Genomic DNA, 15,224 nt, shown 5'->3' with positions numbered 1-15,224 from the left:
ACCGGGCCATCTCAGACCTTCTCCTGCGTGTATTTCTTCAGCTCCGCCCGCGCCACCTGGCGGCGATGCACGGCATCCGGCCCGTCGGCGAGGCGCAGCGTCCTGAGATGCGTCCACGAGCGCGCCAGCGGCGTGTCCTGGCTGATGCCTTGCGCGCCGAACATCTGCACCGCCTCGTCGGTGACCTTCAGCGCCACGCGTGGCGCGACCACCTTGATCTGGCTGATCCAGGGCGCGGCGGCGCGCGCGTCGCCCTGGTCGATCATCCACGCCGCCTTGAGGCAGAGCAGGCGGGCCATCTCGATCTCCATGCGGCATTCGGCGATGATGTCGAAATTGGCGCCGAGTTTCGCCAATGGCTGGCCGAACGCTTCGCGGCGGACCGAACGCTGGCACAGCAGCTCCAGCGCCATCTCGGCCTGGCCGATGGCCCGCATGCAGTGATGGATGCGGCCGGGGCCGAGGCGGCCTTGCGCGATCTCGAAACCCCTGCCCTCGCCGAGGATCAGGTTCGACGCCGGCACCAGCACATTGTCGAAGCGAAGATGCATGTGGCCGTGCGGCGCGTCGTCGTCGCCGTAGACCTGCATTGGACGCAGCTTGCTGACACCCTTGGTGTCCGCCGGCACGAGGATCATCGAATGCCGCCTGTGCTTCGGCTCTCCATCGGAGGTCTTCACCATGACGATATAGATGGCGCAGCGGGGATCGCCGGCACCAGAGGCCCACCATTTCTCGCCGTTCAGCACATAGCCGTCGCCGCGCCGTTCGCAGCGCATCGAAATGTTGGTGGCATCCGACGAGGCTACGTCCGGCTCGGTCATCAGATAGGCCGAGCGGATCTTTCCGTCGAGAAGCGGCTCCAGCCAGGCCTTCTTGTGCTCCGCCGAGCCGTAGCGCTCCAGCACCTCCATGTTGCCGGTGTCGGGCGCCGAGCAGTTGAAGGTCTCGGCGCCGAGATGCGCCTTGCCCATCTCCTCGGCCAGATAGGCGTATTCGACGGTGGAAAGACCGTAGCCGCGTTCCGAGCCGGTCAGCCAGAAATTCCAAAGGCCGCGCTCTCTTGCGGTCGTCTTCAGCCCTTCGAGGATCTCGGTCTGGCGCCGCGTGTATGTCCAGCGGTCGCCCGCCTTGCCGACTTCACCGAGGAATTCCTTGTCGAGCGGCATGATCTCGTCGCGCACCATGGCCGCGACGCGCGCGTGGATCGGCCTCAGCCGCTCCGTCATGCCGAGATTCATCTCCGTCATCGGTTGCTAACCCTTCATTCAGGCCGGGCATTTTGTCAGTGGCAAGGATGACCGTACTTCGGATAGCCTTGTCAACGCGAACGCTTTCCCCGATCCGCCGATGAAAGGCGCAGGAGTTCGATGAGCTATCTCGACGATCTTTTTTCGGTGGCCGGCAAGACCGCGCTGGTCACGGGCGCGGCGACCGGCATCGGCCGCATGGCGGCGACGGGCCTCGTCAAGGCCGGCGCAACGGTGATGATCGCCTCGCGCAAGGGCGAGGACTGCATCAAGGTCGCCGAGGAATTGAACGGGCTTGGCGCGCCGGGCCGGGCCGAAGGCTTTGCCGGAGACGTTTCCAGCGAGGCCGGCATTGCCGCCTTGGTCGGCGAGGTCAAGGCGCGGGCCGACCGTCTGCATATCCTGGTCAACAATGCCGGCGTGTCCTGGGGAGCGCCGCTGGAGAGCTTCCCCTATCATGCCTGGGCCAAGGTGTTCGGCGTCAACGTCACCGCCGTCTTCCACCTGACCCGCGAACTGCTGCCGCTGCTCGAAGCCGCTGCCAGCGACGAGGATCCGGCCCGGGTGATCAATCTGGGCTCGGTGATGGGCACGCAGCCGCTGGCCGACGACGCCTACTCCTACACCGCCTCCAAAGCGGCCGTTCATCACCTGACGCGCACCCTGGCGCTGGAATTCGCCGGCCGCCGCATCACCGTCAACGCCTTTGCCCCTGGGCCCTTCCAGAGCCGGATGACGGCGTTTGCCACTGCCACTGAGGAACAGGCCAGGCATGTCGGCAGCCACGTTCCGATCGGCCGTATCGGCGCCCCGGATGACATTGCCGGCGCAACGCTCTATTTGTGCAGCCGTGCAGGCAGCTATGTCACCGGCGCCATCCTGCCGATTGACGGTGGACAGTCGGTGCAGCATGGGCTGACCCTGTTCAAGGAATGACATGTCCGGCCGGGGAAGCCGGGGATGAAACTGGAGGACATCCGCGTGGAACCGATCAGTCTCGATGTGCTTCTGGCCAGCGTCGGCAAGGAGGTGGGCGTCTCGCCATGGCGGGTGGTCACGCAGCGCATGATCGACCAGTTCGCAGACGCTACCGACGACCACCAGTTCATCCATTGCGATCCCGAGCGGGCCAAACGCGAGACGCCGTTCGGCGGCACCATCGCGCATGGCTTCCTGTCGCTGTCGCTGTTGTCGGCAATGACCTTCGAGACCATGCCGCCGCTGGAAAACGGCAAGATGGGCGTCAACCACGGCTTCGATTCGCTGCGCTTCCTGGCGCCGGTGAAGACCGGCGCGCGCATCCGCACCCGTTTCGTGCTGGCCGACGTCAAGGTCAGACCCTCGGGCTGGGTGCAGACGGCCCATGACGTGACGATCGAGATCGAGGGCTCGAAGAAACCGGCGCTCACCGCCCGCTGGCTGACGCTGACCCTGATCGAACGCCAGCCAGAGACCGCATGAGCGACCCGAACGCGCTCGACCAGGCAGCGCTTTCGCCCTATCTCGAGGCGCGGATCCCCGGTTTTGCCGGACTTTCCTCCGTCGAAAAATTCAAATCCGGCCAATCCAACCCGACCTATCTGCTGACGGCGGCCAGCGGCCGCTACGTGCTGCGCGCCAAGCCGCCGGGGCAGTTGCTGAAATCGGCCCATCAGGTCGACCGTGAATTCAGGGTGATGAGCGCCCTTTCGGGCACCGCCGTGCCGGTGCCGCGGATGCTGCATCTCTCGGCCGAGAACTCGCCGATCGGCCGCATGTTCTACGTCATGGATTTCATCGACGGCCGCATCTTCTGGGACCCGGCACTGCCGGAAGCGCGCGACAATGGCGAGCGCGCGGCCATCTACGATGCCATGAACGCCACGCTCGCCGCCCTGCACGGCGTCGATATCGAGGCCGTGGGTCTCGGCGATTTCGGCCGGCCGGGCAACTATTTCGAGCGCCAACTGGCGCGTTGGACCAGTCAGTACCGCGCCTCGGAGACCGGTGCCATTGCCGACATGGACCGGCTGATCGACTGGCTGGAGACGCACAGGCCCGCCGACGACGGCCGTGTCTCGCTGGTGCATGGTGACTACCGGCTGGACAATCTGATATTCGCGCCGGACCGGCCGAAGGTGATGGCGGTGCTCGACTGGGAACTGTCCACATCAGGCCATCCATTTGCCGATATCGCCTACCAGTGCATGCAATGGCGCCTGCCGCATAGCTCGGGCTTTCGCGGCCTGGGCGGTATCGACCGCGCCGCGCTCGGACTGCCTTCGGAAGAGGACTATGTCGCCACCTATTGCCGGCGGCGCGGGCTCACCGGCATCGGCAACTGGACGTTCTTCCTCGCCTTCTCCTTCTTCCGGCTGGCCGCGATCTGCCAGGGCGTCTACAAGCGCGCGCTGGACGGCAATGCCTCGAACCCGGAAAAGGCCAGGACCTATGGCGAGGCGGTGAAACTGCTTTCGCACCTCGCCGCGAAACTGATCGACCGAAACTGATCGACGAGAAATAATCGATGGGCCGCTTCGACGGAAAAACGGTGTTGATCACGGGTGCCGCGGGCGGGCTTGGCCGCGGCGCGGCCAAAGCTTTTGCCGCCGAAGGCGCGCGGCTGGTCCTCTCCGACCTCGATGAACCAACCTTGAGGAGCTTTGCCGAAACGCTCGATGCCGAGACGGCGGTCCTGGCCGGAAACATCGCCGACGAGGCGCTGTCGCAGGCGCTGGTGGCTCTGGCGGTCGAAAGATTCGGCCGGCTGGATGTCGCGGTCAACAATGCCGGCATCGTCCAGAGTTTCGTGCGTTTGCCGCAGGTCGCCTCGGAGGAGGCGCGCCGCGTGATCGAAATCGATCTGCTCGGCGTCTTCTATGCCATGAAACACCAAATCCAGCAGATGGAGCGGCAGTTCAAGGCTGACGGCAAGGGCGGCGCCATCGTCAACATCGCCTCCGCCGCCGGACTGGGTGGCGCGCCGAAGCTCTCGATCTATGCCGCCGCCAAGCACGGCGTGGTCGGGCTGACCCGGTCGGCGGCAATTGAATACGCCAGCAAGGGCCTGCGCATCAACGCGGTCTGTCCGGCGCACACGAGAACGGCGATGGTCGACAGTTTCGTGCGCGTCTCCGGCGCTCCGGAAGCCGACGCCCTGGCCGAACTGACGCGCGGCGTGCCGATGAGGCGGGTGGCCGAAGTGGATGAGATCACCCCGGTGATCCTGTTCGCCGCCGACCCCGCCAACTCCTTCATGACCGGCCACACATTGGCTGTCGACGGCGGCGTCGGCGCCATCTGACGCCTGCCGCCTGGGAACCTGCGACGGGAACCAGCGACGCCCTTGTCCGTTTCCGTACAGCGTATATAATTCAGTTGGCCCCCAACCAGCAGAGGCAGGCGATATTGCCGGTGAGCGCCCAGACACGCCGCGAGAAACAAAAGGCCGAACAGCGTTCCGAACTTGTGGAGGCCGCGCACAAGCTCGTGCAGGAGGAAGGCTATGAGGGCCTGACCATCCGCAAGCTGGCCAAGCGCGTCGGCTACGCGCCGATGTCGGTCTATTCCTATTTCGCCGACAAGCAGGACATATTGTTCGCGCTGGCCGAGGATGCGTTCGAGACGCTTGCCCGGCGCATCGAGGAGCATCCTTCCGACGATCCGATCGAGGCGCTGCAAGCAGTGATGACGGAATACGCCGCGTTCGGACTTGGCAATCCCAATGAATACCGCACCGTCTTCATGACCGAAAAGACCAAGCTGCCGGCAGGCCGGAGCTACGAGGACATGGAAGAAAGCAACCCGGCGATGAAGGTGCTGATCAGCAGGGTCGAGGCCTGCGTCGCCGCGGGGAAGTTGCAGGGTGATCCGCGCGCCATCGCTACCATGCTGTGGGCGGTCGGCCACGGCACCATCTCGCTGCTGATCACCTTCCCCTTCTACCCCTTCGGTGATCCGCAGGCTTTCGTGAAACGGATGTGCGATTTCACCCTTGCCACGCTCAGCACACAGAACGTGCCCCCGCTGACCGAGACACAGGTCAACTGCTGAACGATATCTCCTTGCGTAACCACGCTTCATCGCCGCTCCGCGTTTAACGTGCCAAGCGGGGCGGATTTCCTTGGTTAACAAAAAATTCCGTACGCGTACGATTCTGGCTTGAACTCCGCGATCGGTGGGCGTATTTGTACGGAATACCGTACATGTACGAGAACAAATTCACCCATCGAACCCGGAGACGGACAATGAAAAAGACCCTCCTCACCCTCGCCGCCGTGCTGGCACTTTCGGGCTCGGCCCTTGCCGCCAACACGACACACCCGGTCAAGCACGTACCCGCCGCGACCTGCGTCGACACCAAGGCCAATGTGAAGCTCGATTGCGCATCGACCGGCTCGCTCGAGAAAAAGGGCGTCATGGAAACCACCGCTGAAGGCAAGGGCCCGCGCCTCGGCATCAGCATCAATCCCTGGATCGTGCCGAGCGCGTTCTGATAGCGGCAACACACGCCTGGCTGGTGCAGCCGGCCAGATGTGATTCAGGCGATCGTGACCGGCAGTCTGGACGACGAACTCTCGAAGGCCGCGTCGATCAGCCTCTGCATGTCGGCGGCGCGACGGAAGGATGGATCGCCGTTCCTTCCCGTATCGAGCGCTTCGGCGAAACGCAGCGCGTTGCGCTTCACATCCGGCAGCGCCAGTGTCCGCCAACGTTGCTGGTCGATGTCCTCGCCCAGGCAGGCCGACAGGCGCGAAATCTTGCCGTCTGTGTTGACCTTGATGGCGCCCTTGGTGCCATGCATGGCCAGCGACAGGTCGTTGGCGTGGCCGGTCATGTAGCGGCTGGCGACGATCGTCGCGAGCGCCCCGGATTTGAACCGCGCCGTCATTGCGACACTGTCGTTGGCATCAAGCACATAATCGCCGATCCGATCGCCTTCGGCCTTGGGAAACGTCACCAGGTCGGCGTGCAGGGTGGCGATGTCCTGGTCGGCACCATAGCTTGCGAAATCCAGAATGTGGATACCGACATCGCCGAGCACGCCCGTCGAGCCGTGCCGGTTGGACAGGCGCCACAGCCATTTGTCCTCGATGCGCCAGTCGCCCCATGACTTGCTGACCAGCCAGCTCTGTTTGTAGCTCGCCTCGACATGGCGCAATGCGCCGATCTCGCCGGCCTGCACCATGCGTCGCGCTTCCTCGATCGCCGGCGAGTTGCGGTAAGTCAGGTTGACCATGTTGACGACCCCGGCCGCCTCGGCCGCTTCCGTCATTGCAAGCGCGTCGGCATGGTTCGGCGCCAGCGGCTTTTCGCAAAAGACGTGTTTCCCATGGGCAAGCAGCGCCAGCGTCGTGGCCTTGTGCACGCCATCCGGCGTCGCATTGATGGCCGCATCGAACGCACCCCAGCCGATCGCCGCTTCCAGGCTCTCGAAAGACTGGCTGATCTGGTTGGCGGCGGCGAACCTCGCCGCCCGGCCCGGCACCTGGTCGACGCAGGCGACGATTGTGCAGCCTGGAATCCTGGCGAACTCCTCGACGTGATGTCCGGCAATGCCACCGGTGCCGAGCAGAAGGAGGCGGTGCATCTTCAACTCACGCCTAACTCAGGCCCTTGTCGCCGTCGGCATGCAGGCGCAGGCCCTTCTGGACGATCTTCTCCTTGGCCTGGTCTGTCGGCACGTTCGGCGCATTGATGATGCCGGACCATGCGGATGCGGGATTGTGCGCCCAATGCACGGCGTTGCGCAGCACCTGCTGCACGCCTTCATTGTGGTAGATCGGGTAGGTCTCGTGGCCGGGCGAGAAATAGAAGATCCGTCCGGCGCCGCGCTGATAGGTCAGCCCCGACCGGAAGACTTCGCCGCCTTCGTACCAGGAGACGAACACCGTCTCCAGCGGCTCCGGCACCGCGAAGGGCTCGCCATACATCTCCGTCTCGCCGATCTCCAGGCACTCGCCGATGCCTTGCGCGATCGGATGGCCGCGGTTGATGGCCCAGACGCGCTCGCGCTCGCCCGCCTCGCGCCATTTCAGCGAACAAGGCGTGCCCATCAGCCGCTTGAAGATCTTCGAATAGTGTCCGGAATGGAGCACGATCAGACCCATGCCTTCCCAGACCCGTTTCTGCACGCGCTCGACGATCTCGTCCTTGACCTCGCCATGGGCGGCATGGCCCCACCAGAGCAGGACATCGGTGGCAGCCAGCCGGCTTTCGCTCAAGCCGTGCTCCGGCTCCTGCAAGGTGGCGGTGGTCGCCTCGATGCCCTTATCCTGGTTGAGCGCGGCTGCGATGGTCCCATGCATGCCCAAGGGATAAAGGCCGCGCACGGCGGCATTGGTCTGCTCATGGACATTCTCGCCCCAGACGGCGGCTTTTACCGGCATTTTACGATCTCCCAAAGCGCTTTGAATATCCCACTTGGCGCCGTCTTGGAAAGATGGCTCCTCAACCGAAGCTGGGGAAATCAGCGCGGTTTGCGTCCGGGAACGGTCTTGGCTTTGCCCGGCCTTGCGGGGGCGCCGGGGATAGCCGTCCCCGTGATCGACACAGGATCGCTGGCCGGGAACGTATCCTCGAGGCCTTCCTCGAGTTCCTCTTCGGCGTCGGCGCCGTGATGCCGCTCATGCTCCAGGGAGCGCACGGCCGAGCTTTTCCCGGGCGACTTCGGCGTGGACTTCGATGGCATCGGCATTCTCCCTCGACCTGTTGCCGCAAACGGGCGCGGGCGGCAAACGTTCCGGGATCAGGCCGCCGCGTCGCGTGCTCCCTCGGAGAGGAAAGTAAAGACATAATCCGAGAAGGAACGCCAGCACTCGACCCGGAAAGCGTCTTGCGCCGTGCGCAGCAGAATAATCTCGGCCTTGCCGAGAATGGTACGCGAGGCGGCACCCACCGGGAAGGCTTCGAGCGACAGATCCTGCGGGCAGCCCGAATTGATTGCCGCGGCCGCGGCCGGACCGGCGACCGATATCGCAACGTTGCGATGCGAGATGCCGACAGCGGAATGCAAGGCGGAAATCTTTGCACAATCGGCGAGCGGGTCTTTGCCGGCCTCGTCGATGATCATCCATTCATCCGGCCCAAGCCACAGCGCGGTGCGCCCGCCTTTCGACACGGACGTCTTCGGCTTTTTCGGCATGGTCACGCCGAGCGCCTTCGACAAGGCGGCAAGCGACGCCTCCGGAGCGCGCAGCGAGATCCGTTCGGCCGGCGGCAGCACCTCTACCTTGACGCCGGCGGCGGAGATAGCGCGCCCGGCCAGCGCCGGACGGCGCTCGGCCGCCGGCGATGCGGCCGAAGCCGTCTTTTTCGCGACTGCCTTAGCCATTGAGGCGGCCTCCCGTTTCGTCGAAGAACACCATGCCGGAAACCTCCACTTCGATCGTCCCGCCAGGCATCGGCACGTAGAGCGTGTCGCCCGTGCGTGCGCGACCGCCGGCGACCAGCGCCAGAGCGATCGAGCGGCCGCAATTCTGCGACCAATAGCTCGACGTGACATGGCCGATCATCTTCATCGGGATCGCCTGCCTGGGATCCTCCACGATCTGCGCGCCTTCCTCCAGCACCACCTTGGGATCCTTGGTCTTGAGGCCGACCAGTTGCTTGCGGCCCTTGGCGACCAGGTCAGGCCGCGTCAGGCCGCGAATGCCGACGAAATCGGCCTTCTTCTTGCCGACGGCCCAGTCGAGACCGGCATCATTGGGCGTCACCGTGCCGTCGGTGTCCTGGCCGACGATGATGTAGCCCTTCTCGGCGCGCAGCACGTGCATTGCCTCGGTGCCGTAGGCGGTTGCGCCATGCTTCTGGCCCTCGGCCCACAGCGCTTCCCACACGGCCTGGCCGTAATCGGCCGGCACATTTACCTCGAAGCCGCGCTCGCCGGTGAACGACATGCGGAACAGCCTTGTCGGCACGCCGCATATCTTGCCCTCGCGCACCGACATGTGCGGGAGGGCCTCATCCGACATGTCGATGCCTTCGACCAGCGGCGCGATGATGTCGCGAGACTTCGGCCCCTGTACGGCGATAACAGCCCATTGCTCGGTGATCGAGGTCAGCCAGACATTGAGATGCGGGAACTCGGTCTGGAGATAGTCCTCCATATGGTTCATGACGCGCGGCGCGCCGCCGGTCGTCGTCGTCACATGGAAGCGGTCGGGCGCCAGCCTGCCGACGACGCCGTCATCATAGATGAAGCCGTCCTCGCGCAGCATGATGCCGTAGCGGCAGCGGCCGGGCTCCAGCTTTTCCCACGGATTGGTGTAGAGCAGCTCCATGAACTTGGCCGCATCGGGACCGACCACCTCGATCTTGCCGAGCGTCGAGGCGTCGAATAGGCCAGCCGTGTTTCGAACCGCGACGCACTCGCGGTCGACCGCCGCATGCATGTCCTCGCCACCCCTGGGGAAATACCAGGCGCGCTTCCACTGCCCGACATCCTCGAACACGGCGCCTTGGGCTTCAGCCCAGGGATGGATCGCCGTCTTGCGCGTCGGATCGAACAGCGGACCGCGCGCATGGCTGACGATGGCGCCGAAGGTCACCGGCGTATAAGGGGCGCGGAACGTAGTGAGGCCCACCTCGGGGATTGGCTTGCCAAGCGTCTCGGCGGCAATCGCCAGGCCGTGCATGTTCGAGGTCTTGCCCTGGTCGGTCGCCATGCCGTTGGTGGTGAAGCGCTTGACGTGCTCGATCGAGCGCATGCCCTCATGCACCGCCTGGCGGATGTCCTTGGCGGTGACGTCGTTCTGGAAATCGACGAAGGCCTTCACCATCGTATCCGGACCGGCGCCGGGGGCGGCGCCCAGCATGCCACGCGACCAGCTTTCCGAGGCGTCGACTTTTGGCTTTGTACCCTTGGCAGTCTTTGCGCCGGCGTCCTTTGCCGCCTTGGCCCCTGCCGCATAGGCCTCGTCGAGGGTCGCCGACAGGCCGTCCGTGCCGTTGCAGGCGCCGACAGAGATGCAGTCCTGTGCATAGGTGCCGGGCACGAAGCGCTTGGTTTCGTCGTTGAAGGCGACCTTGCCGCGCGACTGCGAGAACAGGTGCACCGACGGCGTCCAGCCGGCCGACATCAGGATCGCATCGACCGCAATGGTGCGCTCGCCGCCACCATTCTTCGGCTGCACCGTCATCGACGAGACGCGCAGCTTGCCGCCGGCGCGGATCACCGCGCGACCGAAATTGATCTCGATGCCGAGCGTCCTTGCTTCATCGATCACCGGCCCGGTCGGATTGTCGCGCAGATCGACGATAGCCGCGATGTTGACGCCGGCCTTCTTCAGGTCGATCGCCGCCGCGTAAGCGGAATCATTGGCGGTGTAGACGCCGACGTTTTTTCCGACCGCGACGCCATGGTGATTGAGATAGGTGCGCGCGGCCGAGGCCAGCATGATGCCCGGCCGGTCGTTGTTGGCGAACACCATGTGGCGCTCGATGGCCCCGGACGCCAGCACCACGCGCCTGGCGCGCACCTGCCACAGCCGCTCGCGCGGCAGGTCGTGGCCGGGATTTTGCAAATGATCGCTGACCCGCTCGACCAGGCCGACGAAGTTCTGTGCGTAGTAGCCGAAGGCAGTCGTGCGCGACAGCACGCGGACATTGTCCATGCCTTTCAGCCTGGCGATCGCCGCCTGCGCCCAGGCAAAGCCGCCCTGGCCGTCGATTTTCGCGCCGCTCTCGAAGCGCAGGCTGCCGCCGAATTCGGCCTGCTCATCGGCCAGAATGACCCGCACGCCGGTTTCAGCCGCTGCCAATGCAGCCGCGATGCCGGCCGCACCGCCGCCCAGCACCAGCACGTCGCAATGAGCGTAACGCGACGAATAATGGTCGGGGTCCGGCCTGTCGGGGGACACGCCAAGCCCGGCGGCTTCCCGGATCTTGGGTTCGTAGAGGCTCTTCCAGGCCGCCTTCGGCCACATGAAGGTCTTGTAGTAGAAGCCGGCCGAAAACAGCGGCGACGCCAGATCGTTGACCGCGCTGACGTCGAAGGACAGCGACGGCCAGCGGTTCTGCGAGTTGGCGGCGAGTCCGTCATAGAGTTCCTGCACGGTCGCGCGAACATTCGGCGTTTTGCGCGCGTCGTCGCGCACGATCTGCACCAGCGCGTTGGGCTCCTCCGCCCCGGCCGACAGCACGCCCCGCGGCCGGTGATATTTGAACGAGCGGCCGACCAGGTGCACGCCGTTGGCCAGCAGCGCCGAAGCCAGCGTATCGCCTTCGATGCCGATGAAGGACTGACCGTCGAAGCTGAAGCGGGCGGTCTTGGCCTGGCTCAGGCGGCCGGCGCTCGGTATGCGGAACGCGCCGCTCATTTGGCAACCACTTCGCTGGAGTTCTTGGGCAGCTTGGAAGGCTTCGGCTCGCCGGCCTTGTAGGTCATGACGAACTTGTCGGTGACGGTGTCGCGCACGGCGTTGAAGAAGCGCGCACAGCCATGCATGTGTCGCCAGCGCTCATAGATGATGCCTTTGGGATTCGAGCGGATGAAGAAGAATTTTTCGAAATCCTCGTCGCTCTCGCCTGACAGGTTGGCCGAGCGCGCGATATGCGCCTCGCCGGCGTTGCGGAACTCAAGTTCCGGACGCTCTTCCTCGCAATAGGGGCAGCGGATGAGAAGCATGTTTTCGTTCCTACAGCTCAGTCATCGTCAATGCGCCACCGCCGCCGCCGCCGCCTCGTCGATCAACCGGCCGGTGCGGAACCGCTCGATGGTGAAGGGCGCGTTGATCGGATGCGGATCGTCCCTGGCGATGGTGTGGGCAAAGACATGGCCGGAGCCGGGTGTCGCCTTGAAGCCGCCCGTGCCCCAGCCGCAATTGACGTAGAGGCCGGGCACCGGCGTCTTGGCCAGCATCGGCGAGCGGTCGGGCGTGACGTCGACGATGCCGCCCCAGGAGCGCAGCATCTTCATGCGCGTGAAGATCGGGAACATCTCGCAGATTGCGTCCAGCGTATGCTGTAATATGTGCAGGCCGCCGGTCTGCGAGTAGGAGACGTACTGGTCGGTGCCGGCGCCGATCACCAGTTCGCCCTTGTCGGACTGCGAGATATAGGCATGCACCGTGTTCGACATCACCACGCAGGGGACGACAGGCTTGACCGGCTCCGACACCAGCGCCTGCAGCGGATAGCTTTCCAGCGGCATTCGCACGCCGGCCATGTTCATAATGACCGAGGAATGGCCGGCCGCGACCACGCCGACCTTCTTGGCGCCGATGAAGCCGCGCGTCGTCTCGACACCGGTGACCGCGCCATTGGCCGCCCGCTTGACGCCGGTGACCTCGCAATTCTGGATGATGTGCACGCCCCGCGCCGAGGCGCCGCGCGCATACCCCCAGGCGACCGCGTCATGGCGCGCCGTGCCGCCGCGCCGCTGCAAGGCGGCACCGACGACCGGGTAGCGCGCATCCCTGGAAATATTGAGCGGCGGGCAGAATTCCTTCGCCTGCTCGGGTGTGAGCCATTCATTGTCGATGCCGTTCAGCCGGTTGGCGTGGACATGGCGCTTCAGCACCTGGATGTCGTGCACATTGTGCGCCAGCATCATGACGCCGCGCGCCGAATACATGACGTTGTAATTGAGCTCCTGGCTGAGCCCGTCCCACAATTTCAGCGCATGGTCGTAGATGCCGGCGCTCTCGTCATAGAGGTAGTTGGAGCGGATGATGGTGGTGTTGCGGCCGGTATTGCCGCCACCGAGCCAGCCCTTCTCCAGCACCGCGACATTGGTGATGCCGTGCACGGTGGCGAGATAATAGGCGGTAGCCAGGCCATGGCCGCCGGCGCCCACGATGACGACGTCGTATTCCTTCTTCGGCTCCGGCGAGGACCATTGCTCCTCCCAGCCCTTGTGGCCGCGCATGGCCTCACGCGCGATGGCGAATACAGAGTATTTCTTCACGTTCCAGCCTCGCGCCAAAGTCTCGCGGATTTGCGGCCGGGCTAGCAATTTCTCCCGGCGCGCGAGGTGTATCACTAGCGAAACAGCGCTGCCACCCTTGCGCTGTTTGCGACGGCTCTTGCCGTTTTGCGCCGCAACCGGCCGCGGCGTGCGAGGCCAGGGAAAATCGGCGGGTTCGCAGCTTTCGGGTGGCTGCGGCCATGCTCATTTGCGACGACGCATCCGACCGCCGGCAAGCCGGCTTAGCGGAAGGATGACAGAAACATGCTCGCACTCGCCAACAAGATCGCCATCGTCACTGGCGCCAGTTCCGGCATCGGCCGCGCCACTGCAAAGCTCTTTGCCGAGGAAGGAGCCAAGGTCGTCGCCGCCGCGCGCCGCCAGGCCGAGCTCGATAGGCTTGTCGAGGAGATCGTGGAAACCGGCGGCACTGCGATCGCTCTTGCCGGCGACGTCAGGGACGAAGCCTATGCGAAGGCGCTGGTCGATCTCGCGACCGGTAGCTTCGGTGGTCTCGACATTGCATTCAACAATGCCGGCGCTGTCGGCATGATGGCGCCGCTGCCGGACCTGCCGCCGGCGTCGTGGCATGACACGATGGATACCAATCTGACCAGCGCCTATCTGGCCGCCAGGCATCAGATACCGGCGATGCTGGAGCGTGGCGGCGGATCGCTGGTCTTCACCTCCAGCTTCGTCGGCTATACCGCCGGCATGCCAGGCATGGCGGCCTACGCCGCGGCCAAGGCCGGCCTGATCGGCCTGACGCAAGTGCTGGCCGCCGAGTACGGGCCGAAGGGGTTGCGCGTCAACGCACTGCTGCCAGGCGGCACAGACACGCCCGGCGCGACCACAACCACGCCCGAGGCCCGCACGTTCGTCGAAGGCATCCATGCCTTGAAGCGGATGGCCCGGCCGGAAGAGATCGCCCGCTCGGCGCTTTATCTTGCCTCCGAGGCGTCGAGCTTCACCACCGGAACCGCACTGTTCGCCGACGGCGGCGTGTCGATCAACCGGACGTGAGCGGTTTCGGCGCCGGCATGCGGATCAACGCGGGCCGCGATGTCGCAATCCGGGCTTGCATTTGGGCTCGAATTGACGATTCCGTTCTCTCCTTGGAAACGGGCCGGAACCATGCTGCTGATCAAAACCTATGTCGCCCAAAGCGCAATCGAGGGCGTCGGCGTGTTCGCCGCCGAGCCGATCAGGAAAGGCGCCTCGATCTGGCGGCTCGACCCGGATTTCGACCGGCTGATCCCGCTGGAAAAATACCAGGCGGCACCCTCGCATCTCAGGGAACTGCTCGACCGCTACGCCTATCCCAGCCCCGACCGGCCCGGCTTCATGGTCTATGAGGTCGACAATGGCCGCTTCATGAACCATTCGGCGACGCCGAACACGGACTTTTCGCAATATGGCGGGGCAACCGCGACCCGCGACATAGCGGCCGGCGAAGAGATAACCTGCGACTATGGCGAATTCTTCGAGGATTTTGAGCGGTTGCATCTGGCCACCGCGTAGTTGGCTGCCTACCTTGCGAGCGCCCGCTGGGCGATTTGGCCGCCTCCCTTCATTTCGGCTGTGGACAGCGCGGCGTGATTCTGCTATCAGCCGCCACAATTCGTGGTGTAAATCGCCGCGGAGGCTAGTGGCTATGGCCGCTTGCCTGTTGATATCAAACCCGAAAGACAGGATTGCCCGTGCAGGTACTCGTCCGCGACAACAATGTTGATCAGGCGCTTCGCGCTCTCAAGAAGAAGATGCAGCGCGAAGGCATCTTCCGCGAAATGAAGATGCGCGGTCACTACGAGAAGCCTTCCGAGAAGCGCGCCCGTGAAAAGGCCGAAGCCGTGCGCCGAGCCCGCAAGCTGGCCCGCAAGCGTGCACAGCGCGAAGGTCTGCTGCCGATGACGCCGCGTCCGGTGGCTGCTGGCGGTGCCGCCGGCGCAGCGCGTCCGCCGCGCTGATTAACGCCAATATTTCGTCCTTTTCGAAGGATACCAGGGGTGGCGCGATGCGGAATCGCCGCCACCTTTTTATTTTGATGTGACCCGGCCCGGAGGGGGGATCCGGACCTGAATGACGCG

17 protein-coding genes are annotated in these 15,224 nt (G+C 64.7%); 9 read left to right on the top strand and 8 right to left on the bottom strand.

Annotated features, from left to right (window positions below; translation table 11 throughout):
* Nucleotides 1-11: 11 nt before the first annotated feature.
* Nucleotides 12-1,250 (bottom strand): acyl-CoA dehydrogenase family protein, encoded by a 1,239-nt coding sequence (locus LB545_RS26595; protein WP_140566164.1) that lies wholly within the window; start codon nt 1,248-1,250, stop codon nt 12-14.
* A gap of 120 nt (nt 1,251-1,370) precedes the next feature.
* Here LB545_RS26595 and LB545_RS26590 point away from each other — a divergent pair, with 120 nt between their 5' ends.
* From LB545_RS26590 to LB545_RS26565, 6 genes are all read left to right on the top strand, one after another.
* Nucleotides 1,371-2,186, top strand: coding sequence for an SDR family oxidoreductase (locus LB545_RS26590; protein WP_224706080.1), 816 nt, complete (start codon nt 1,371-1,373; stop codon nt 2,184-2,186).
* Between the two features lie 24 nt (nt 2,187-2,210).
* On the top strand, nt 2,211-2,711 hold the full coding sequence (locus tag LB545_RS26585; RefSeq protein ID WP_263483366.1) for a MaoC family dehydratase: 501 nt from the start codon (nt 2,211-2,213) through the stop codon (nt 2,709-2,711).
* Nucleotides 2,708-3,739 (top strand): phosphotransferase family protein, encoded by a 1,032-nt coding sequence (locus LB545_RS26580; protein WP_224706079.1) that lies wholly within the window; start codon nt 2,708-2,710, stop codon nt 3,737-3,739. The genes LB545_RS26585 and LB545_RS26580 overlap by 4 nt, the downstream gene beginning before the upstream one ends.
* A 17-nt stretch (nt 3,740-3,756) precedes the next feature.
* Nucleotides 3,757-4,533, top strand: a complete 777-nt coding sequence (locus LB545_RS26575; RefSeq protein ID WP_224706078.1) for an SDR family NAD(P)-dependent oxidoreductase — start codon at nt 3,757-3,759, stop codon at nt 4,531-4,533.
* A gap of 104 nt (nt 4,534-4,637) precedes the next feature.
* Nucleotides 4,638-5,282: a TetR/AcrR family transcriptional regulator gene (locus LB545_RS26570; protein WP_224706077.1), complete on the top strand. Its 645-nt coding sequence runs from the start codon at nt 4,638-4,640 to the stop codon at nt 5,280-5,282.
* Between the two features lie 194 nt (nt 5,283-5,476).
* Nucleotides 5,477-5,725 carry a DUF680 domain-containing protein gene (locus LB545_RS26565; RefSeq protein ID WP_224706076.1) on the top strand — a complete coding sequence of 83 codons (249 nt, stop codon included), beginning with the start codon at nt 5,477-5,479 and terminating at the stop codon, nt 5,723-5,725.
* Between the two features lie 44 nt (nt 5,726-5,769).
* On the opposite strand, the gene LB545_RS26560 is transcribed toward LB545_RS26565, so the two are convergent.
* The 7 genes from LB545_RS26560 to LB545_RS26530 form a co-directional block, all read right to left on the bottom strand.
* Complete coding sequence (locus tag LB545_RS26560) at nt 5,770-6,819, bottom strand: Gfo/Idh/MocA family protein (protein WP_224706075.1); 1,050 nt, start codon at nt 6,817-6,819, stop codon at nt 5,770-5,772.
* A gap of 13 nt (nt 6,820-6,832) precedes the next feature.
* On the bottom strand, nt 6,833-7,618 hold the full coding sequence (locus LB545_RS26555; RefSeq protein ID WP_224706074.1) for a ThuA domain-containing protein: 786 nt from the start codon (nt 7,616-7,618) through the stop codon (nt 6,833-6,835).
* Between the two features lie 80 nt (nt 7,619-7,698).
* Nucleotides 7,699-7,920, bottom strand: a complete 222-nt coding sequence (locus LB545_RS26550) for a hypothetical protein (protein WP_140496327.1) — start codon at nt 7,918-7,920, stop codon at nt 7,699-7,701.
* A 57-nt stretch (nt 7,921-7,977) separates the two neighbouring features.
* Entirely contained in the window at nt 7,978-8,562 is a 585-nt protein-coding gene (locus LB545_RS26545) for a sarcosine oxidase subunit gamma (protein WP_140624371.1), read from the bottom strand.
* Nucleotides 8,555-11,548 carry a sarcosine oxidase subunit alpha gene (locus LB545_RS26540; RefSeq protein WP_140624372.1) on the bottom strand — a complete coding sequence of 998 codons (2,994 nt, stop codon included), beginning with the start codon at nt 11,546-11,548 and terminating at the stop codon, nt 8,555-8,557. The genes LB545_RS26545 and LB545_RS26540 overlap by 8 nt, the downstream gene beginning before the upstream one ends.
* Complete coding sequence (locus LB545_RS26535; protein ID WP_140624374.1) at nt 11,545-11,856, bottom strand: sarcosine oxidase subunit delta; 312 nt, start codon at nt 11,854-11,856, stop codon at nt 11,545-11,547. Before LB545_RS26535 ends, LB545_RS26540 begins: the two co-directional genes overlap by 4 nt.
* A 27-nt stretch (nt 11,857-11,883) precedes the next feature.
* Nucleotides 11,884-13,137, bottom strand: a complete 1,254-nt coding sequence (locus tag LB545_RS26530) for a sarcosine oxidase subunit beta (protein WP_224706073.1) — start codon at nt 13,135-13,137, stop codon at nt 11,884-11,886.
* Nucleotides 13,138-13,401: 264 nt separating this feature from the next.
* On the opposite strand from LB545_RS26530, the gene LB545_RS26525 reads away from it, so the two are divergent.
* From LB545_RS26525 to rpsU, 3 genes are all read left to right on the top strand, one after another.
* On the top strand, nt 13,402-14,160 hold the full coding sequence (locus LB545_RS26525; protein ID WP_140566153.1) for an SDR family oxidoreductase: 759 nt from the start codon (nt 13,402-13,404) through the stop codon (nt 14,158-14,160).
* A gap of 111 nt (nt 14,161-14,271) precedes the next feature.
* Nucleotides 14,272-14,658 carry an SET domain-containing protein gene (locus LB545_RS26520; RefSeq protein ID WP_140513719.1) on the top strand — a complete coding sequence of 129 codons (387 nt, stop codon included), beginning with the start codon at nt 14,272-14,274 and terminating at the stop codon, nt 14,656-14,658.
* A gap of 179 nt (nt 14,659-14,837) precedes the next feature.
* Entirely contained in the window at nt 14,838-15,104 is a 267-nt protein-coding gene (rpsU, locus tag LB545_RS26515) for a 30S ribosomal protein S21 (RefSeq protein ID WP_010911429.1), read from the top strand.
* Nucleotides 15,105-15,224 lie beyond the last annotated feature (120 nt).

Origin of the sequence: Mesorhizobium sp. BR1-1-6, assembly GCF_020165355.1 — a bacterium.
Taxonomy (GTDB): Bacteria; Pseudomonadota; Alphaproteobacteria; order Rhizobiales; family Rhizobiaceae; genus Mesorhizobium.
This window is presented reverse-complemented; position numbering and strand designations above follow the sequence as displayed.